Genomic DNA, 20,507 nt, shown 5'->3' with positions numbered 1-20,507 from the left:
ACCGACCGACACCAAATCCGACAACCGACGGTCAGAGACCGGCTTCACCCACCCTGTACGCGCCATACCCACAACGTAACACGGAGATGCTTAACTGAACGGTATTGGGTTAAGCCTAGACATAGGAGTCTGACATGGCATCGACGCCATCAACCCGTACCAAACTCAACAAACCCGGCAAGCCTAAGAAGAGAATCGACTCGTCGCACTACCTCTACATGGCCGTCATCGTCGCGGTCGTGCTCGGCGTCGTCGTCGGCTTGGTCTGGGGCGGACCCGAGGGTTTCGCGGTCTCGCTCAAGCCGCTTGGTGACCTGTTCATCGCCCTGATCAAGATGATGATCGCCCCGATCATCTTCTGCACGATCATCCTCGGTATCGGCTCCATCGCCAAGGCAGCCACCGTCGGCAAGATCGGTGGCCTCGCCCTCGGCTACTTCCTGGTCATGTCGACCTTCGCGCTCGGCATCGGACTGGTCGTGGGCAACATGATCCACCCGGGCGAGGGCATCAACTTGTCGGATGCCACCTTCGCCGCCACGGAATCGGCCGACACCAAATCGTTCCTGCTCGGGATCGTTCCCACCACCCTGTTCTCGTCGCTGACCAGCGGGAACATTCTGCAGACGCTGCTCGTGGCTCTCATCGCCGGCTTCGCGCTGCAGCGCATGGGCCCGGCCGGCAAGCCGATTCTCGATGGGCTAGCCCACGTGCAGGCCCTGGTCTTTCGCATTCTGATCATGGTCATGTGGCTCGCCCCGATCGGTGCATTCGGTGCGATCGCGGCGGTCGTCGGTGCCACCGGCATTCAGGCCGTAATCAGTTTGTTCACGCTCATGGCAGCCTTCTACATCACCTGCATCCTCTTCATCGTGGTCATCCTTGGCGGCCTCCTCAAGCTGGTCACGGGTGTGAACCTGTTCAAGCTCATGCGCTACCTCGGCCGGGAATACCTGCTCATCGTGTCGACGTCGTCGTCCGAAGCCGCGCTGCCGCGACTGATCGCCAAGATGGAACACCTCGGCGTCTCCAAGCCCGTCGTTGGAGTCACCGTGCCCACCGGCTACTCGTTCAACCTCGACGGTACCGCGATCTACCTCACCATGGCCTCGCTGTTCATCGCCAACGCGCTCGGTCAGCCGCTGGCCCTCGGCGAACAGATCGGGCTGCTCGTCTTCATGATTATCGCCAGCAAGGGCGCCGCCGGGGTCTCCGGCGCCGGCCTCGCAACACTGGCCGCGGGCCTGCAGGCCCACGCCCCGCAACTCGTCGGCGGCGTCGGCTTCATCGTCGGCATCGACCGTTTCATGTCTGAAGCTCGCGCGCTGACCAACTTCACCGGCAACGCCGTGGCAACCGTCATGATTGGCTCCTGGACCAAGGAACTCGACCGGGTGCAGGTTGACCGCGTGCTGGACAAGCTCGAACCGTTTGACGAACGCACCATGCTCACCCACGGTCACGTCAGCGTCGCCGACACCCAGCGCACCGAAGAGAAGGCCGCACAATCCCGGGTATTGGAACGCATTTGAGTCGAAAAGGCGAGTATTAGACTCGCGCTAAGGGTGTCGTCCGGAGGAATCCTCCCGGGCGGCACCCCTTTTTTTCTGCCCTTTCGGGCAACCGAAACCGGGGTGTGTTAGGATTGTTGACGGTCTTACAACCCTTCACCAGGACGCGCAGACGTAGCCACCATTTGAGATGGAACGGCCGCCTTCGTATGGTGCGGCACCGACGGATGCGATCCCATGATTGCTCCAGCCCGCGTTGATTGTCGCGTTTGGGCCGCTTGGCGCCAACCCGTCCGACAAGAGAGCACGCCCCAGTGTCAGCCGTGAAATCGGCTACGTTCGGCGTGCACCGGAGAACGCGTGACCGAGAGTTCAGAAACCATAGCCGTCAAGGCAGATCACCTCTACAAAGCATTCGGACGTCGTCCGCATGAAATCGCCAAGAAGCTCAAGGCCGGCAAGAGCCGCGCCGAAATCTCTTCCCTCGGGGTGGCCGCCGTCATCGACGCTTCCTTCGAGGTCAAGAGGGGCGAGATCTTCGTCGTCATGGGCCTGTCCGGCTCGGGAAAATCAACTCTCATCCGCATGCTCAACGGCCTGTGGGAGACGACCTCCGGCACCGTAACCGTTGGCGGCACGGACATCACCGACGTGTCGGCCAAGGAATTGCGCGACGTGCGCCGCAAGAGCATTTCCATGGTCTTCCAGCACTTCGCCCTGCTGCCACACCGCACCGTGATCGACAACGTGGCCTACGGCCTGGAGATTCAGGGCATGGGGCGAGCAGAACGCCTCGCCAAGGCCCAGACGATCATCGACCTCGTCGGTCTCGCTGGCTGGGCCGACAACCTGCCGTCGGAGTTGTCGGGCGGAATGCAGCAGCGAGTGGGCCTCGGACGAGCCCTCGCCGCCGACACCGACGTGCTGCTCATGGACGAAGCCTTCTCGGCCCTCGACCCGCTCATTCGCCGGGAAATGCAGGAGCAGCTCATCGAGCTGCAGGCAGCGCTCGGCAAGACCATCATTTTCATCACCCACGACCTCAACGAGGCCATGTTCCTGGGCGACCGAATCGCCGTCATGCGTGACGGCCGCATCGTGCAGATCGGCACGCCGGAAGAGATCCTGACCGACCCGGCCAACGACTACGTCGCCCAGTTCGTGCAGGACGTCGACCGGGCGCGCGTGCTCACCGCGACGACCGTCATGGAACCGGTTCGGGCTGTCGTCACCAAAACGGCTGGCCCGCGAGCCGCGCTCCGCACGATGCGAGACCTCCAGACATCCGTTGTTTTCGTGCTCAACCGCGACCGCAGTTTCGCCGGAATCGTGCGCGACCGCGACGTGCTCAAAATGGTCAAGGCCGGGGACGCCGACCTCCGAACAATCATTCGAGACGATGCCACCACAGTTGCGCCCGATACTGCCCTTGTCGATCTCGTCGAGCCTTCCGTCGGCAGCGACCTGCCCATCGCCGTCGTCGACTCGAAGAATCGCTTGCTCGGAGTCATTCCGCGCGTCACCCTGCTCGCTGCAATTGGCAACGTCACCACGAGCACCGGTGAACTGCCGGTGATCCACCCGCCGGCGACTATTCCGGTCAACGTTATTACCGATATTTTGCGCGACACCGCGCTGGATGGAGCCGAAGCGTGAACGACTTCCGTATTCCCCTCGGCACCTTGATCGAATCCTTTATCGAATGGATCACGGTTACCTTCGGGTTTGTTTTTGCTTTCATTCGCCTGATTGTTGACGGTGCCTTCGGAGGCGTAGCCTTCGTGCTCGTCGCGCCGCCGTTTTACGTCATCATCGCGATCGCAGCGGCCATCGGCTTCGCCGTCCGTGGCTGGAAGTTCGCCGTGGGAACAGTGATCGGTCTCGGCCTCATTCTCGGTGTCAATCAGTGGGAAAACGCGATGTTGACCCTCGCCCTGGTTCTCGTGGCGAGCATCATCGCCATCGGGCTGAGTGTTCCGCTCGGTATTCTCGCGGCCAAATCTTCGGTCGCCTCGAGTGCCATCCGGCCGATGCTGGACTTTCTGCAGACTATGCCGGCCTTCGTCTACCTGGTTCCGGCCCTCATTCTGTTTCGGGTCGGTGAGGTTCCCGGCATCGTGGCGACCATCATCTTTGCCATGGCACCCGGTGTGCGGCTCACCGAACTCGGCATCCGCGGGGTCGACAAGGAGGTCGTCGAGGCCGGCCAGGCCTTCGGCGCGAGCCCGTGGCGTATCCTCAGGCAGATTCAGCTGCCGCTGGCAACGCCGACGATCATGGCCGGCATCAACCAGGTCATCATGCTGTCGCTCTCGATGGTCGTCATCGCCGGCATGGTCGGTGCCGGCGCTCTCGGCGGTGAGATTGTGGCGGCGCTGTCGCGTCTCGACGTCGCCCTCGGTTTCGAGGCCGGTCTCGCCGTGGTCATCTTGGCGATCTTCCTCGACCGTGTCACCGCCGCGCTCGGCAATGGAAGCACTCCGCTCGGACGTATGCTCGCTGCCCGTAAGGCCAATCGCGTGGCTGCGAACTCTGCAGCACAGCCGGCAAACGTGCCAGCATCGGCTCTCGTCTGACCTGGTCATTCCGAGTCCCTCCTCCCAACGGATGCCCCGCATCCGTTCCATGTGCGCAGGCTCCACGGGAGCTGGCGCACGCACCACGAGTCAATCCCCAGTCGCCCGCAGCGGGTGGCACGAAAGGAAGACGCATGAAAATTCGTTCAACACCCCTTATCGCCCTTGGAGCGGTTTCGCTCCTCGCCCTAGCGGGCTGTGCCGCCGAAACCGAGGTCGACACGGTCGGAAACGGCAACGACGACCAGAAGAACGTCACCCTCGCCGTGTTCAACGGCTGGGATGAAGGCGTCGCGGTCTCCGAGCTGTGGAAAGCCATTCTCGACGAGAAGGGTTACAACGTCGAGCTCGAGTACGCCGACGTCGCCCCCGTCTACGAGGGCCTCTCGACTGGCGACTACGACCTCACCATGGACATCTGGCTGCCCGACACCCACGGCGAGTACCTCGAGACCTACGGCGACGAGATCACCGACCTGGGCGCCTGGAACAACGAGTCCAAGCTCACCATCGCGGTGAACGCGGACGCCCCGATCGACTCGCTCGCCGAACTGGCCGAGAACGCTGACCTGTTCGGCAACCAGATTGTGGGCATCGAAGCCGGCGCCGGCCTGACCGCTGCGACCGAAGACCGCGTCATTCCGTCTTACGGCCTCGAGGGCATGGAATTCACCACGTCGTCGACGGCGGCCATGCTGACCGAACTCAAGGCAGCCACGGATGCCGGCGAGAACGTCGTCGTGACCCTCTGGGAGCCGCACTGGGCTTACGGTTCGTTCCCGATCAAGAACCTCGAAGACCCCGAGGGTACCCTCGAGTCCGTCGAGAGCCTGCACTCCTTCGGCAGCGCCGACTTCTCGGAGAAGTTCCCCAAAGCCAGCGGCTGGATCGAAGGCTTCGAGATGGACCTCGAGACTCTGTACACCCTCGAAGAGGCCATGTTCGTCGACTACGACGGCTCGGACTACGCTCCGATCGTCGCTCAGTGGATCGAAGACAACCAGGAGTACGTGGACGGCCTCACCAGCTAGTCACGGATTCTGAACGAAGAACGGCCCGCGTCCTCGGACGTGGGCCGTTCTGTTTATTGTCGCGGAGTAGAACTTGTCGATAGATACATGATTTTTTCATCACGTCGCCGTGGTCAGCCATCAGCTGTTCATGGAGTTGCCGGCGCGAATCTCGGTACAGCGGAGGTGGTGTCCGCCACGGGTGTACGCCACGCCGGGTGTGGAATCCCCAACGTTTGTCGCTTAAGCGGATTCGCGCCAGACGATAGGTGTCTGAAGAAGGATGCCGTCGGCGGGTTGCTCTTCGCCGCGCAGCTGGCCGAGCACGCACTCCGCTGCTCGCTCACCCAGACCGAAGGCCGGCTGGTGCACGGTCGACAGGTGTGGCTGGGTGCGCAGCGCCCAGGAACTGTCGTCGAATCCGACGATGCCGACGTCACCGGGCACGCTGCGCCCGGCATGGCGGAGCGCTTCGAGTGCTCCCGCTGCTACGGCGTCAGAAGCCGCGAACACGCCGTCAATCAGTGGGTCGCGTTCAAGCAGCGTGCACATGCCTTCAATCCCGTCGGTGAAGGTGTAGAGCGGTACTTGGGCGACGAGAGCAGGGTCGAAGCGGTCGCCCAGGGCATCCGTGAAGCCGGCGAGTCGGTCGGCGCCGGAATCGCGATCGAGTGCGGCTGCAATCATGCCGATGCGCTTGCGTCCGGTCTGCATGAGGCGTTCGGTAATCGCGCGCGCTGATGCCCGGTTGTCGATTCCTACGAATGGCAGCGGGCTCTGCTCTGGCGGATGTCCAACGAAAGCCGCCGGAAGACGCAGCTTCTCGATGACTCGGGTGATTGGGTCTTCGCGGCGGGCGGAGACGATGATTACCCCGTCGACGAAACCGCCGCTGAGGTAGCGGGCGACGCGGTCGGTGTCGCGCTGGGAGTCGATGACGAGACTGACCATCTGGTAGTCCGAGTGGGAAAGCACGGTGTTGGCTCCGAGCAGGATTCCGCCGATGTTCGGGTCATCCAGAAATAGCGAGTGTGGCTCGTGCACAATGAAGCCGACCGCTTCTGAGCGCTGCATGACCAGACTGCGCGCTGCGTTGTTCGGTACATAACCGACCTTCTCGATGGCGGCTTCGATTGCGATGCGGGCTGACGCCGAGACGTAGGGTTCGTCGTTCACGACCCGACTGACCGTGCCGCGGGACACGCCAGCCTCCACAGCGACGTCGTGAATCGTCGCGCGTTTGCGTCGAGACGGAATTATCACCATTTGATAACTGTAACGCTCACGAACAACCGCCGCACTTGACACGACCGCCGGCAGATACCTAGTCTGTGTACGTTCACAGAAAACCCAATGGAGAGTTTTTTTCTTGATTCTGTGTACGTTCACAGAGCCGTCAACAGTGTGTCGCCAATACGGCTTGCACGCCACAGTCAGGGAGCGCATGAACTCGCGAGCAGCCACTTTGAACGAGACGGCCACGGCCACTCCGTTCGTGCACGAGGGCATCGCCTACGGCTGTGATTACAATCCCGAGCAGTGGGGGCCCGAGACGTGGACCGACGACGTGCGCCTGATGCGCGAGGCCGGCGTTGACCTCGTCGCCATCAATATCTTTGGCTGGTCCCACCTCGAACCGCGGGCGGGCGAATACGACTTTGCCACCCTCGACACGATTATCGAGCTCTTGCACGCCAATGGCATCCGGGTCAATCTCGGCACCGGCACCTCCTCGCCGCCGCCGTGGCTGACCACGCTCCACCCCGAGATGCTCCCGGTCACCGCCGAAGGCACCACCCGCTTCCCGGGCGGCCGCCAGGCCTGGTGTCCGAGTTCGGCCGTGTTCCGTGAGCACGCGCTCGCCCTGGTGGAGAAGGTCGCCGAGCGGTACGGCCGCCACCCGGCCGTCGCCCTCTGGCACGTGTCCAACGAACTGGGCTGCCACAACGCGCTGTGCTACTGCGATGACACCGCGGCTGCGTTTCGCCTCTGGCTGCAGGCGCGCTACGGCACGATTGACGCTCTCAACGCCGCCTGGGGTACTTCGTTCTGGAGCCAGCGCTACGGCGAGTGGGCCGAGATCCTTACCCCGCGGCTCACGCTGTCCAGCCGGAACCCCGGCCAGGTGCTCGACTTCCACCGATTCAGCTCGGCCGAACTGCTCGACTACTACCGCCTCGAGGCCGCGGTGCTGCGCCGCCACTCGAACGTGGCCGTGACCACCAATTTCATGGTCACCGCGCACATCCGTAACCTCGACTACTGGTCTTGGGCCGGCGATATGGACATCATCGCCAACGACCACTACCTCGACCATCGCCTCGCCGACCCAGCCATCGAACTCGCTTTCGCCGCTGACCTCACTCGTGGGCTCGCCCAGGGGGAGCCCTGGCTGCTCATGGAACAGGCCACTGGCGCCGTCAACTGGCAGCCGCACAACCTGGCCAAGGTGCCCGGCGAGATGACTCGCAATTCCCTCGCCCACGTCGCCCGCGGTGCCGATGGCATCTGCTTCTTCCAGTGGCGCGCCTCCCTACAAGGGTCAGAGAAGTTCCACTCCGCCCTGGTACCCCACGCTGGCACCGACACCGTGCTCTGGCGCGAGGTCGTGGCCCTGGGCGCGACCCTTGATCGCCTCGTCGAGGTCGCCGGCAGCCGGGTCGTCGCGGATGCTGCGATCATCTTCAGCTGGGAGGCCTGGTGGGCCGGCGACGGAGAGTCTCGCCCCTCCCATGCGGTGCGCTATCTCGACCAGGTGCACGCCGCCTACACGGCTCTGCACCAGCTCGGCGTCACGGTCGACATCGTCTCGCCCGACGCTGATTTCTCGGCCTACCGCCTCGTTGTCGCCCCGTGCCTCTACCTGATCTCTGACGAGCAGGCCCGGAACCTGGGTTCCTATGTTGCGGCCGGCGGCCACGCCCTGATCACTTTTTTCAGCGGCATCGTCGACGAAGACGACCGGGTGCGCTCCGGTGGCTACCCTGGCGCGTTCCGCGAGCTCCTCGGAATCACTGTGGAAGAATTCTCCCCGCTGCTGCCCGGACACGTTCTCACCCTCGACTCTGGCGCCGCCGCGAGCCTGTGGAGCGAACGCCTGCGGGTGGACACCGCCGAGGTGGTGGCGAACTACCTTGACGGGCCACTACCCGGAATCCCCGCCATCACTCGCAACGGTCACGGAAGCGGGACCGCCTGGTACGTTGCGACCGCGCTGGAGCCCGGAGCATTGAGGAACCTCATGCGCACGATTGCTGAGGAAGCACGCGTTACCGCGGTTGGCCCGGAGAGCGCGGGAACCATCGAAGTCGTTCGCCGAGTGAACGCCACCGGCAGCTACCTGTTCATCATCAACCACGGTCACGATGACGTTGAGCTTCCGGCCTCCGGCCATGAACTTGTCGTCGGAGAGCCCATCGGTCGAACCGTGCGCGTGCCGGCCGGCGCCGTCCGCGTGATCAGAGAGGACCCCGCATCATGAGCGCACCTGCCGTTCCTATAACGGATGCCCCGGGCGCCGCCGCCGGGAAGGGGCCCCGCGCCGCCAAGCCGCCAGGAGCAAAGCCGCGCGTGCAGCACAAGGGAGCGATCCTCGCGTTCGTGATCCCGTTCGGTGCACTGTTCGCCCTGTTCTACCTCCTGCCGATCGGCTATGCGATCTACCAATCGCTGCTCGTGATCGAGCGCGAGGGCACTTTCGGTCAAGCGACTCAGGTCTTCGGCGGACTCACCCAGTACATCCTGGTCTTCCAGAACGGGCCCTTCTGGGAGTCGATCGGCCGGGTGCTCGCCTTCGGCATCGTGCAGGTGCCGATCATGCTCGGCCTCGCACTGCTATTCGCCCTGCTGCTGGACTCGCCGCTCGTGCGCGGAAAAAAGTTCTTTCGGCTGGCGTTCTTTGTTCCCTACGCGGTGCCCGGCGTCATCGCCGCGATCATGTGGGGCTACCTCTACTCGCCCAACCTGTCACCGTTCAGTGCCGTCACCGAGAACATCAATTTCCTCTCGGCGGACCTCGTTCTCTGGGCCATCGCCAACGTCGTCACCTGGGTCTTCGTGGGATACAACATGCTCATTATCTACTCGGCGTTGTTGGCGATCCCGGCCGAGCTCTACGAGGCCGCCCGCCTCGACGGGGCCGGGCAGCTGCGCATCGCCTGGTCGGTCAAGATCCCGCTGATCATGCCGGCGATCGTCCTGACCGCGATCTTCTCGATCATCGGCACCCTGCAGCTGCTCGCCGAACCGCAGGTGTTCCGCAGCTTCAGCTCGGCCGTGACCAGCACGTTCACTCCGAACCTGACGGTGTACTCCACCTCATCGATCCCGAACTTCAACCTGGCCGCCGCGTTCTCCGTGGTGCTGGCCCTGGCCACGTTCATCCTCTCCTTCACGTTCCTGAAGTTCACGCAGCGGAAGGAAAGCAAGTGAGCACCCTGACCCCTACCAAGCCAGCACGCGGAATCCGTTCCTTCGAGGGCAAGACGCCGCGCGCGCAGCGAGAGAGCCCGTTCGCCCGGGTCAGCGCCATGATTGTCATGGGCGTCTTCACGCTCTATTTCCTGGTGCCGATCTGGTGGCTGCTTGTCGCGGCCTCGAAGAACCGCTCCGAGTTCAACAGCACGAACCCGCTCTGGTTCGCTGACTTCTCCCTGTTCGAGAACATGGCAAACCTGGTGGCCTACCGCGACGGCGTCTACCTCAAGTGGATGCTCAACAGCGCGCTGTACGCCGGTGGCGGCGCCCTCGTCGGCACGCTCATCGCCGGAATGTGCGGGTACGCACTGGCCAAGTACAACTTCCCGGGACGCGAACTGATCTTCAACGTCGTGCTCGGCGGGGTGCTCGTGCCCGCCACGGCTCTGGCACTGCCGCTGTTCCTGATCTTCAGCCAGATCAGCCTGACCAACACGTTCTGGTCGGTGTTCCTGCCCAGCCTGGTCAGCCCGTTCGGGGTCTACCTCTCCCGCATCTACGCGTCGGCCAGCGTTCCCGACGAACTGATCGAGGCCGCCCGCCTCGACGGTGCCGGCGAACTGCGCACCTTCTTCACTGTCTCGGTGCGGATGATGGTGCCGGCCCTGGTCACCGTCTTCCTCTTCCAGTTCGTCGCCATCTGGAACAATTTCTTCCTGCCGCTGATCATGCTGCGCGACGAGACCCTGTTCCCGGTCACGCTCGGCCTCTACGCCTGGAACTCGCAGGTCAACCAGATCCCCGTGCTGCGCGATTACGTTCTGATCGGCGCTCTGCTGTCGATCATCCCGCTGATCATTATCTTCCTGCTGCTCCAGCGCTTCTGGCGAAACGGCCTCAGCGCCGGTTCGGTGAAGTAGCCAGCTTCACCCCCTCGCTTTTCCCCCCCCCAGCTGCACCACCCCCACCCCCAAGAGAAAAGAAGAATAATGCAGATCAAGAAGAGAGCAGCCACCGTCGCTTTGCTCACCGCAGCCACGGTCGTGCTGGCCGGCTGCGCGTCCGGCTCGACCACGCAGGACGGCAGCGACGCCGCAGCCTGTGCACCCTCGGACGGCAAGGTTGATCTGACCTTTACGACCTGGATCCCTGGGATCGAGGATGTCGTCAAGATCTGGAATGAGGACAACCCCGACGTTCAGGTGAAGGTGCAGACCGGCCCGAACGGCAACGGCGGCACGTACCAGAACTTCTTTAACCAGCTCAAGGCCGGCAACGCGCCTGACCTCGGCCAGATCGAATACGATGCCCTCCCCAACTTTCGCGTGCAGGACGGACTGACCAACCTCGCTGCCTGCGAGGGTGTGCTCGATGCTCAGGACAACTTCGTGGATTGGACCTGGGGTCAGGTCAACTTCGGTGAAGCAGACGCCGTTTACGCGGTGCCGCAGGATGCCGGGCCCATGGCCATGTTCTACCGCGCAGATCTCTTCGCGGCCAACAACATTGCGATCCCCACCACCTGGGAAGAGTTCGCCGTTGCCGCGGAGGCCGTGCGCGCCACCGGCGGATACATCACCAACTTCTCGCAGAGCGACATCAACCAGTTCGCCGGATTCGTCTGGCAGGCCGGCGGAAGCTGGTTCGAGAACGATGGTGATAACTGGACCATCGACCTGACCAGCCCGGAGTCCGTCAAGGTTGCCGACTATTGGCAGGACCTGATCGACCGCGACCTCGTCTCGACCAACCCGCCGTGGACCGACGAGTGGAACAACGCCTACAACACCGGCTCCAACTGGACCTGGAACTCCGCAGCCTGGGGTGCGAACTCCATTGCCAGCGGCGCTCCGGACACCGCCGGCAACTGGTCCGTCGCCCTCTCACCGCAGTGGGCTTCCGGCGACAACGCCGCCGGCAACTGGGGTGGCTCGTCGACCGCGGTCTTCAAGGGCTCGAAGCACCCGTACGAGGCCGCCCAGTTCGCGCTGTGGCTGAACACCTCTGACGAGGCGCTCACGATGCTGAACGAGTCGGCCAACCTGTACCCGGCCGCCAAGAGCGGCCTGGAACTGCCGGCCCTCAAGGAAGGCGTTGAGTTCTACGGTGGCCAGCCCATCTATGACGTGTTCGCTGAGGCGTCAGCTCAGGTATCGCCCGACTTCGTCTGGGGCCCAACCATGACGCAGGTGTACAACGACACCTCGGACGGCTTCAAGGGCGCTGTCACGGGTAATGGCACCCTGACGGAGGCTCTCACGAGCGCTCAGCAGAGCACGATCAACGCTCTCGAGGCTCAGTCGATCCCGGTCAACAAGTAGCATCAGTTCTACTGTGCCCATTTCCTACCTCCGTGCCGCGGGCACCAGCCTGGTGCTGGACGCCCGCGGCACGGGGGTGCCCGTTATCGTGCACTGGGGTGCCGACCTGGGCGATTTGAGCGCCGCTATGCTGACGACGTTGGCCGACGCATCCGTGCCGGCGATCGCGCCAAGCTCGATCGACGTGCCTCTGCGGCTCACCCTGCTGCCCACCCTCGCGCAGGGGTGGAGCGGACGCCCGGGAATCAGCGGTTTTCGGCCGGGCCTGGGCAGCCCGGCCATCGACCTTAGCCTGGTCGGCGTTCGGGCCGGTGAGCGCCCAGCGGGGCGCGCCGCATTGCCCGGTACCCAGACCCTGACACTCTTGCTGGCCGATGCCGCCGCCCAGATATCCGTGCGCACCGACCTTGAACTCTCGGTTCAGGGGGTGCTTCGGCTGCGCCACACCGTGACCAACACGAGTACCGCCGCCGGCGACGCAGCATTCGAACTCGGTTCGCTCGACGTCATCCTGCCAATTCCCGGTCGGGCTGGCGAACTGCTTGACTTCACCGGGCTGTGGACTCACGAGCGCCGGCCGCAACGCAGCATCCTTGGCCACGGCGTGTGGAGCCGGGAGTCCCGACACGGCCGCCCCGGGCATGACGACTCCTTTCTCATGGTGGCCGGAACGCCTGGATTCGGTTTTCGTTCCGGTGAAGTGTGGTGCACCCACCTCGCCTGGAGCGGTGACAAGCGCGCCTGGGCGGAGAACAGCCCCTTGGGCTTTTCGGTGCTCGGAAGCGGTGAACTGCTCGCTCCCGGCGAGCTGGGTGTGGCCGCCGGTGAGAGCTACAGCACCCCGTGGACCGTTGCCGCATACTCGGAGGCTGGGCTCGACGGCCTGTCGGCGCGGCTGCATCCGTGGATCCGATCGTGGTCAACTATTAGGACGCCGCGCCCGGTCGTGCTGAACACGTGGGAGGCCGTCTACTTCGAGCATGACCTGCCTACTCTGGCTCGACTTGCGGATGCCGGGGCGCAGGCCGGCGTGGAACGCTTCGTCCTCGACGACGGCTGGTTCACCGGTCGTCGGGATGATCGCCGTGCCCTCGGCGACTGGTTCGTCGACCCCGTGACCTGGCCCCATGGCCTGCATCCGCTGATCGAACATGTGCACGCGGCCGGCCTGGATTTTGGCCTCTGGGTCGAACCGGAGATGGTGAGTCTCGATTCGGAGGTGGCCCGTGCGCACCCGGAGTGGGTGCTCGGCGGCGTCTCCGAACCCGCCGCCGACGAAACACCGGCGCTGACCTGGCGATTCCAGCGCGTGCTCGACCTTGGCCATCCGGAGGCCTTTGCGTGGGTCTTGGCACGGCTCACCGCCCTGCTCACGGAGTACCCGATCGCCTACCTGAAGTGGGACCACAACCGCGATCTGCTGGCCGGTTCCGCGCACCGGCAGACGGCGGCGCTGTACCGGCTCATCGATGCGGTACGCGCGGCGCATCCGGGCGTCGAGATCGAGTCCTGTGCGTCAGGGGGAGCCCGGATCGACCTGGGTATCCTCGAGCGCGTCGACCGGGTCTGGACCAGCGATACCAACGACCCGCTCGAGCGACAGCAGATCCAGCGCTATACGGGCGTGCTCGTGCCGCCGGAATACCTCGGCGGGCATCTCGGTGCGGCCACGGCGCACACCACTGGACGCACCTCCGAGCTCAGCTTCCGACTGGCGACTGCCCTGTTCGGCAGCGCCGGCATCGAGTGGGACCTCACCAGCGCCAGCGCCGAGGAGCTCGGGCAGATCGCTGAGTGGATCACGCACTATAAGCGCTTGCGCCTCCTATTGCACTCCGGCGTCGTTGTGCGGGCCGACCCCAGCGACCCGGCCCTCGAATTGCACGGCGTCGTCTCGCCCGACCAGTGCACGGCCCTCTTCGCCCAGGTGGCCCTCACCGCCCCGCGTTCGGCGCTGCCCGAACGGATGCGGTTTCCCGGGCTCGCGCCCGCGCGGCGCTACCGGGTGGCGCCTCTGCTGCTCGGAGGCGCCCCGCGCACAATTCAGGACGCACCGTCGGCGTGGAATGCCGCGGGTGGAGGCTCAAACGCAGCTTCAACTACCGTCGACGACGCTGCGAGTGGCAGCGTCGGAAGTTCGGTGACGCTGACCGGAGCGGTGCTCGCCCTCGTCGGGCTGACCGCGCCGCTGCTTGCCCCGGAGCAGGCCGCACTCTTCGCGGTCGACGCGGTCGACTGAGCGATTCTGCCTGTGCCTGGTGCTACGCGGCTTCGAGCTCGCGCACCTGCTGCAGCCAGACGTCGAACAGGTCGCTGTCGAAGTCGTCGACGCTCTTGAGCTTGTACTCGCTCATTTCGGCCGACCCGCTCGCATTGAGCTTGCCCGAGTCATCGGTGATGGCCTGTCCGCGCCAGAACAACACGGTGACGAAGGTGGGGTACGCCTTGAATCCGGCGACCGGTAGGTCATCGTCGAGCCAGACCGGATGTCCGTGCCACAGTTCCGTCGAGGTCTCCGGCAGGGCCAGGTCGAACTTGTCCCGGAGCAGGCCGACGACGGTCGCGAGCGGCTCGGCCGGCACGGCCACGTACTCGGCGATGGTCGTCGGCTTGGCAGCGGCTGCGACAGTGGCGATAGCCGGGGCGTCGACGTGGAATTCGGTGGGGGCGGAGGTGAGCGTGGATGTCAGGTGAATAGCCTCTTTCGATGCTGGAGTTCAGGCCCGGCGAGGTGCCGGACAGGTTCATTACTGCTTCCACACTCTCACGGAATTCGCGTTCGAGGCTGGGCGGACACTCAGGAACAGCGCTTCCAGGCACAGGAAAAAAGCGCCGCCCGCCGACCGGGTGGTCGACGGGCGGCGCCCGATGAAACGTGAGGTTCTAGGCCGCCGGACCACCGGCAACGGCGAGGATGTCAATGACGAACACCAGGGTGTCGGTACCGGAGATGCCCTGGGTACCCTCCTCGCCGTAGCCGAATTCCGGCGGAATCACGGCCAGGACCTGGGAACCGACGGTCTGACCGACCAGAGCTTCGGTGAAGCCGGCGATCACGCCGTTGGTCGGGAACAGGCTGTAGTCGGCCCGGCCCCAGGAGGAATCGAAGGTTTCGCCGGTGGCCCAGAGGGCACCGGTGTAGGCGACGGCCACGCTCGCGCCATCGGTCACGACTTCTCCGTCACCGGTCTTCAGGTTCGTGATCTTCAGGTCGGTGGGAGCGTCGGTGGCGGGGATGGTGATGGTCGGTGCGCCGTCATCGGCGAGGGCCACGGTGGGGAAGCCGTCTTCGACGGGCTGGTCCTCGCCGGAGGCCTGCGTCGGGACATCCTCGATCACGCTGATGACGTCCATCACGAAGATGACCGGCTCGCCGGCGGCGACGCCGGTCGTGCCCTGGTCGGCGAAGGCATCCGCGGCCGGGCTCACGGTGACAATGCGTTCACCCTCGACAGCGCAATTGGCCGAACGCACCAGGCCCGGCAGAAAGCTCGTGTCATTGATCGGAATCACGAGACTGGCACCGTCGGTGTTGTAGGTCGTCGGCTGGATGACCTCTTCGGTCTTGGCGTTGTACAGGGTGATCGCCACCTCGACGATCGAGTCCGTCTTGGCGGTGTCGGTTCCGGTGCCCTCGATGGCGACCGTGCGCTGCGAAGCCGTCGGCTCCAGTGGTGCATCGATCGAGATGTCGAGCGGAGCGCCGAAGTCACCGGTGACCTTGACGCTATCGGAGAGCTTGCCCGACTCGGTGCAGTCAGCCGAGGGGGAGCTTGCGGCAGCGGCATCCGTTGCTTTGGTCGTGTCGCTGCTTCCGCAGGCGGTGAGCGCGAGCGTCAGGCCCACAATGGTCAGCAGGGCGGGGATTTTCGACACGGGGCCTCTTTCGAGAACGTAGCAAGTTGGCAGGCAATTGTTCGGTTGGCGCGAACGGCCAAGTGCCTACTCTGCCACGCCTCGCCTATGAGCGGGCTGAATGGCGCGCGGTGGCGCGATTCAGTCGTCGAGACCGCGCGCGATCAGCGCCTCGCCGAGGGCATCCGCTGCATAAAGTGATCGCACCACCACCGGTACTGCGATCGACATGAGCGACCACTGCGTACCGCGCGCGGTGCGCGCCTCGAGTACCTCCCGCACGATGTCACTGACTAGCGGAATACAGCGAATGGTGAGGGCCACGAGCAGTCCTACCCTGTCGGGGTCGACGAACCGTCGAAAAGGGCGCAGCAGCGTCTGGAACGCTTCGAGCACCGCCGTGACCGTTGTGGTCATGGTGAACAGGGCGGCGAGGGCGACGGCAACCAGCAACCGGCCAGCCATGAGGGCAGCGACGAGCCAGCCGGAGAGCAGCCCCTGGATCGGCACGGCGATTAGCAAAATGAACAGAATCGGAATGATCTGCCCCACGGCGGCTCGCACCGGAACGCGGGCGATCACAAACAGCAGCACGACCCCGGCCGCAGCCCCGCCGACAATGCGGAGGTCGGGCGAGGTTCCGATCACGACGACACAGAGCGAGAGCAGAAACAGCTTGAGCAACGTCGGCGCGCGGTGAATGAACGAGCTGCCGGGGCTGTACAGCCCGATCATGCGAGCAGGGCGCGATAGGCCGCGAGCGACCGTTCCGGCGTGCCGTCGGCCACGACTTCGCCCTCCTCAATCACGATCACCCGGTCGAATTCTTCGACCAGGTGCAGGTGATGGGTGACCACGATGACCTGCTGGGGGAGCGTCTGCAACAGTTCGCTGATGCGCCGCACATTGCGGGCGTCGAGCAGAGTGGTCGGTTCATCGGCGACAATCGTCGCCGGCTCGGCGACCAGCACGGCGGCGAGAGCCAGCAACTGTTTCTGCCCGCCGGACAGGCGATGCGCCGGATGATCGGCGTGCTCGCTCAGCCCGAACTGAGCGAGCGCGGCCGTCGTTCGCTCGTCGATCTGCCCCTTATCGAGGCCGCGGCGTCGCAGCGTGAAGGCGACGTCTTCCCGCACCGTGGGCATCACGATCTGGTTGTCGGGGTTGGTGAAGATGAACCCGATCTTGCGCCGCACGTCGCGGGCGTGCCGGCCCACAGACTGCCCGTCGACTGTCACGGTGCCGATCTGCGGGGTGACGAGCCCGTTGATCAGGCGCACCAGCGTGGACTTGCCCGAGCCGTTCGCGCCGACGATACCGATGCGCTGCTCGGTCAAGTGCAGGTTCACATCACGCAGCACCGAGCGGGCGCCGAACGCATGCGAAACCTGCTCGAAGCGGATGCTGCTCACGCGCGGCCCTGGCGCCCCTTCGGCAGCGCGATCAGGCCGGGGTAGGCCTTGTGTACCTGGCGGGCGACCAGCACGGTCACGATGACCTTGATCAGGTCGCCGGGAAGGAAGGCGACGTTCATTCCGATCGCAGTCCAGAGCGGCAGCCCGAGATTGATGGCCATGACCGGAATGCCCAGGAGATAGACGGCGACGATGCCGCCGAGAATGGTGGCACCGAGGGCCGCCCAGAACGGGTACTTCGGCAGCAGCCGGGCGGTGAGGTAGCCGGTGACGAAAGCACCGAGCAGCCAGCCGTACAGGTACCCGGCAGACGGGCTGACGGTGAAGACGCCGATTCCACCGCGGGCGCCGGCGAGCAGGGGCAGCCCGACCGCGGTCAGCACGAGGAACAACAGCACGGCGAGGGTTCCCTTGCGCGGGCCGAGAATGGCGCCGGCGAGCATCACGCCGAGGGTCTGCATCGTGATCGGCACCGGGCCGATATTGAGCGGTCCCGGCAGGCCGAGCGCGGCGATGAGGGCGGCGAAAATAGCGATCTGGGCAAGATCACGGGCGGGCAGAATGCGGCGAGCCGGAGCGCTCGAGCGGATGGTGTCGGTCATGTTTTCAATTTAGATTTCGGCAGGTACCCGGCGCTGAAGAATACCTACAATAAAAAGCGCCGAACTGTAGAGGTTGTGATTTCTTCCGCCGGCCCGTCAGCCCGCCAGCACTCGAATGGGGGAGGCCACGCCGGCGACGATCGCATCCGCTGCCCGAACCAGGGCCAGGTGGGAGAGCGCCTGCGGGGTGTTGCCGGCCTGGTGCCCGCCCGCCACGTCGTACTCCTCCGAGAGTAGGCCGACATCGTTCACGAAGCCGAGCAGGCGGTTCATCAGCGTGTTGGCATCGTCGATGCGACCGGAGGTGGCGTACTGCTCGACCAGCCAGAACGAGCAGGCCAGAAACGGATTCTCACCCGGCGGCAATCCGTCAACCCCGGCAGCCGTGCGGTAGCGCAGGAGCAGGCCATCACGGCAGAGGTCCGCCTCGATCGCGGCCACGGTGCCGAGCATGCGGGGATCGGTCGGTGCGCAGAAGCCGACCTGCGGGAGGACGAGGAGGGAAGCATCCACTTCTGTACTGCCGTAGTACTGCACATAGCTGCCGAGGTTTTCGTTGAAACCGCGGGTTTCGATGTCGGCGCGCACCTCGTCGCGCAGCGTCTTCCAGCGTTCGAGCGGACCGTCGAGGCCGCACTCCTGGATGCCGCGCACGGCACGGTCGAAGGCGGCCCAGACCATGACGCGGGAGTGCGTGAATTCGCGGGCCTGCCCGCGCACCTCCCAGATGCCCTGGTCGGCCCGGCGCCAGTTCTTCTCGAGAAAGCTCATGAGCGCGCGTTGCAGCGGCCAGGAGAATTCGGTTTCGCGCACCCCGGCAGCGCGTGCGGCGTGCAGGGCGACCATGACCTCGCCGATGACGTCGGACTGGAACTGGTTGACCGCGTCGTTGCCCACCCGCACGGGGGAGGAGCCGTTGTAGCCGGGCAGGCTGCTCAGCTCGCGTTCGGGGAGGTAGCGCTCGCCGGAGAGCCCATACATGATCTGCACGTCGCTCGGATCCCCGGCAATGGCGCGCAGCAGCCAGGCCCGCCAGTCGCCGGCTTCCACCTCGTAGCCGTGGCTGAGCAGCACCTCGAGCGTGAGCGAGGCGTCCCGCAGCCAGACGTAGCGGTAATCCCAGTTGCGGGTGCCCCCGTCCTGCTCGGGGAGTGACGTGGTCGCTGCGGCCACGATGCCGCCGGTTCGTTCGTGCGTCAGGGCGCGCAGCACCAGCAGCGAACGCACCACCTGGGCGCGCAGGGGGCCTTCGTGGCTGCAACGGGATGCCCAGCTCTGCCACCAGGCGCGGGTCGAGCGGTAGGCCGCATCGATGTCGATGGCCGGTGGAATCTCCCGGTGCGAGCGATACCAGGTCATTTGGGCATCGACGGTTTCGCCGGCGATGACATCGAAGTGCGATTCGTGCCGGTGGTCTGACGCGTGCAGGGCCGGGCCGCGCACGACGATGGCGTCGGGTCCGGCGATCGCGACCAGGCCGCGCACCGACTCGCCCTTCAGCTGGCGCACCCACGGAATCGTCGTCGCATAGCCAAAGCGGATGCGCAGATCCTGCGTCATCGCCATCGTGCCGGTGATGCCGCGCACCCGGCGCACCAGGTCGGCCCGGCCATCACCGTGCGGCATGAAGTCGAGCACCTCGACCTGACCGGTGCTGGTGGTCCACAGTGTCGATAGCACGAAGGTGTCGCCGTCGTAGCGGCGGGTGGCGATGGCGTTTGGGTCGGCGGGCGCGAGCAGCCAGCGGCCATGGTTTTCATCGCCGAGCAGCGCACCGAACATTGACGCGGAGTCGTAGCGGGGCAGGCAGAGCCAGTCGATGCTGCCATTGAGTCCGACCAGTGCCGCCGAGTGGCAGTCGCTGATCAGTGCGTAGTCCTCAATAGGGAGTGCCATCAGGCCATCCTGTCAGCAGGAGGGTGAGAGTGCGCTGACGATCTGCTTAGGCTACGAGGCGAGCGGAGGCGAGGGTGGCCGATGCCTTATCGATCCAGGCAGCGGATGCCGCGGCGAGGTCGTCGTCCGCGCTGGCCACGGTTGCAATGGGGGCGGTGTTGATCAGCTGGGTGTGGATCGGGGCTGCGTCGATCGGCTGCGCGGTGATCGAGACGGGTTCGTTCCAGGTGACAATCGGGGCCGGGGTCCAGGACAACGCCGTCGGTTCGCCGCTGCTTTCGCCGCGCAGCGTCGCCTGCTCGGTGAGGATGGTCTCGGTCAGTTCGACCGCGATCTCCCGGGCCTTGAGCCCGTGAAAAATGACGTCGGTATCGCCGGGGGTCCGGGGCGAGAGCGTCCAGACACCGGTTTCGCCGATGAGTTCCCCGAGTTTGTTGTGCAGCAGCTCAAAAATCTGTTCGTCGCCAAGGACCGGGGCTGCGGCCACGCTCATCGCCGCGCTCGCGGCCAAACGTCGGCGTCGACGACCAAACATGACGAGCCCCTTTCAGATGCAGCCGACAATCAGCTAGTGCCTCCAGTTTCGGTCACCAAACCGCGACTCGCCGGACGGCGCGCCGACCGGCAGCCGAACTCAGCTGTCGATTTCGCGTTTATTGGCGTCTTCGATGACCGTGCCGATGGCCACAGCGGCGCTCAGTGCCCACCCCAGCCACAACATCACCAGACGCCAGTCGCGCGGTCCGTGCCTGGTGGCCTGCACGGTGTTCCATCCGCCGGCGATGACGCCGATCATGGCACTGCTGAATATGAACTTTCGCATGTGAACCTCCGGCCTAAGGTTACCCGGAGCCTCCCCGACCGGGGCAAACCCGAATAGGCTGAGAAAAACCCCTGAACTGACC

General features: G+C 64.9%; 18 protein-coding genes. 9 read left to right on the top strand and 9 right to left on the bottom strand.

The window, feature by feature from the left end; genetic code table 11:
• The first annotated feature begins 134 nt into the window (after positions 1-134).
• From E3O45_RS06445 to E3O45_RS06430, 4 genes are all read left to right on the top strand, one after another.
• The gene (locus E3O45_RS06445) at positions 135-1,532 is read left to right on the top strand and encodes a cation:dicarboxylate symporter family transporter (RefSeq protein ID WP_134442635.1); all 1,398 of its coding nucleotides are present in this window, start codon (positions 135-137) and stop codon (positions 1,530-1,532) included.
• A gap of 339 nt (positions 1,533-1,871) precedes the next feature.
• The gene (locus E3O45_RS06440) at positions 1,872-3,167 is read left to right on the top strand and encodes a glycine betaine/L-proline ABC transporter ATP-binding protein (RefSeq protein WP_134442634.1); all 1,296 of its coding nucleotides are present in this window, start codon (positions 1,872-1,874) and stop codon (positions 3,165-3,167) included.
• The gene (locus E3O45_RS06435; RefSeq protein ID WP_134442633.1) at positions 3,164-4,087 is read left to right on the top strand and encodes a proline/glycine betaine ABC transporter permease; all 924 of its coding nucleotides are present in this window, start codon (positions 3,164-3,166) and stop codon (positions 4,085-4,087) included. Before E3O45_RS06440 ends, E3O45_RS06435 begins: the two co-directional genes overlap by 4 nt.
• Positions 4,088-4,221: 134 nt before the next feature.
• Complete coding sequence (locus E3O45_RS06430) at positions 4,222-5,118, top strand: glycine betaine ABC transporter substrate-binding protein (RefSeq protein WP_134442632.1); 897 nt, start codon at positions 4,222-4,224, stop codon at positions 5,116-5,118.
• Between the two features lie 222 nt (positions 5,119-5,340).
• Here the strand turns inward: E3O45_RS06430 and E3O45_RS06425 are convergent, their stop codons facing one another.
• Positions 5,341-6,363 carry a LacI family DNA-binding transcriptional regulator gene (locus tag E3O45_RS06425; RefSeq protein WP_134442631.1) on the bottom strand — a complete coding sequence of 341 codons (1,023 nt, stop codon included), beginning with the start codon at positions 6,361-6,363 and terminating at the stop codon, positions 5,341-5,343.
• 178 nt (positions 6,364-6,541) lie between these two features.
• Between E3O45_RS06425 and E3O45_RS06420 the strand changes: the two genes are divergently transcribed.
• The 5 genes from E3O45_RS06420 to E3O45_RS06400 all read left to right on the top strand — a co-directional run bounded on the left by E3O45_RS06420 (position 6,542) and on the right by E3O45_RS06400 (position 14,073).
• Positions 6,542-8,578, top strand: a complete 2,037-nt coding sequence (locus E3O45_RS06420) for a beta-galactosidase (RefSeq protein WP_134442630.1) — start codon at positions 6,542-6,544, stop codon at positions 8,576-8,578.
• Complete coding sequence (locus E3O45_RS06415; protein ID WP_134442629.1) at positions 8,575-9,528, top strand: carbohydrate ABC transporter permease; 954 nt, start codon at positions 8,575-8,577, stop codon at positions 9,526-9,528. The genes E3O45_RS06420 and E3O45_RS06415 overlap by 4 nt, the downstream gene beginning before the upstream one ends.
• Positions 9,525-10,433 (top strand): carbohydrate ABC transporter permease, encoded by a 909-nt coding sequence (locus E3O45_RS06410; protein ID WP_134470540.1) that lies wholly within the window; start codon positions 9,525-9,527, stop codon positions 10,431-10,433. Before E3O45_RS06415 ends, E3O45_RS06410 begins: the two co-directional genes overlap by 4 nt.
• Positions 10,434-10,502: 69 nt before the next feature.
• On the top strand, positions 10,503-11,834 hold the full coding sequence (locus E3O45_RS06405; protein WP_134442628.1) for an extracellular solute-binding protein: 1,332 nt from the start codon (positions 10,503-10,505) through the stop codon (positions 11,832-11,834).
• A 13-nt stretch (positions 11,835-11,847) separates the two neighbouring features.
• Positions 11,848-14,073: an alpha-galactosidase gene (locus E3O45_RS06400; RefSeq protein ID WP_134442627.1), complete on the top strand. Its 2,226-nt coding sequence runs from the start codon at positions 11,848-11,850 to the stop codon at positions 14,071-14,073.
• A gap of 22 nt (positions 14,074-14,095) precedes the next feature.
• Here E3O45_RS06400 and E3O45_RS06395 read toward each other — a convergent pair whose 3' ends face one another.
• The 8 genes from E3O45_RS06395 to E3O45_RS06360 form a co-directional block, all read right to left on the bottom strand.
• Positions 14,096-14,422 (bottom strand): DUF1801 domain-containing protein, encoded by a 327-nt coding sequence (locus E3O45_RS06395; RefSeq protein ID WP_166788548.1) that lies wholly within the window; start codon positions 14,420-14,422, stop codon positions 14,096-14,098.
• A gap of 295 nt (positions 14,423-14,717) precedes the next feature.
• A complete protein-coding gene (locus tag E3O45_RS06390) occupies positions 14,718-15,710 on the bottom strand; it encodes an FKBP-type peptidyl-prolyl cis-trans isomerase (protein WP_134442625.1) in 993 nt (330 codons plus the stop codon).
• A 120-nt stretch (positions 15,711-15,830) separates the two neighbouring features.
• A complete protein-coding gene (locus tag E3O45_RS06385; protein WP_134442624.1) occupies positions 15,831-16,424 on the bottom strand; it encodes an energy-coupling factor transporter transmembrane protein EcfT in 594 nt (197 codons plus the stop codon).
• Positions 16,421-17,101: an energy-coupling factor ABC transporter ATP-binding protein gene (locus E3O45_RS06380; protein ID WP_134442623.1), complete on the bottom strand. Its 681-nt coding sequence runs from the start codon at positions 17,099-17,101 to the stop codon at positions 16,421-16,423. The genes E3O45_RS06385 and E3O45_RS06380 overlap by 4 nt, the downstream gene beginning before the upstream one ends.
• Positions 17,098-17,706, bottom strand: a complete 609-nt coding sequence (locus tag E3O45_RS06375) for a biotin transporter BioY (protein ID WP_134442622.1) — start codon at positions 17,704-17,706, stop codon at positions 17,098-17,100. Before E3O45_RS06375 ends, E3O45_RS06380 begins: the two co-directional genes overlap by 4 nt.
• 96 nt (positions 17,707-17,802) lie before the next feature.
• Positions 17,803-19,602: a glycoside hydrolase family 15 protein gene (locus E3O45_RS06370; RefSeq protein ID WP_134442621.1), complete on the bottom strand. Its 1,800-nt coding sequence runs from the start codon at positions 19,600-19,602 to the stop codon at positions 17,803-17,805.
• A 46-nt stretch (positions 19,603-19,648) separates the two neighbouring features.
• The gene (locus E3O45_RS06365; RefSeq protein WP_134442620.1) at positions 19,649-20,137 is read right to left on the bottom strand and encodes a hypothetical protein; all 489 of its coding nucleotides are present in this window, start codon (positions 20,135-20,137) and stop codon (positions 19,649-19,651) included.
• Between the two features lie 99 nt (positions 20,138-20,236).
• Positions 20,237-20,425: a hypothetical protein gene (locus tag E3O45_RS06360; RefSeq protein WP_092449289.1), complete on the bottom strand. Its 189-nt coding sequence runs from the start codon at positions 20,423-20,425 to the stop codon at positions 20,237-20,239.
• Between the last annotated feature and the right edge of the window lie 82 nt (positions 20,426-20,507).

It is taken from the genome of Cryobacterium sp. TMS1-20-1 (assembly GCF_004402355.1).
GTDB lineage: Bacteria > Actinomycetota > Actinomycetes > Actinomycetales > Microbacteriaceae > Cryobacterium > Cryobacterium levicorallinum.
The sequence above is the reverse complement of the archived record's forward strand: the minus strand, read 5'-3'. Positions and strand labels throughout refer to the sequence as shown.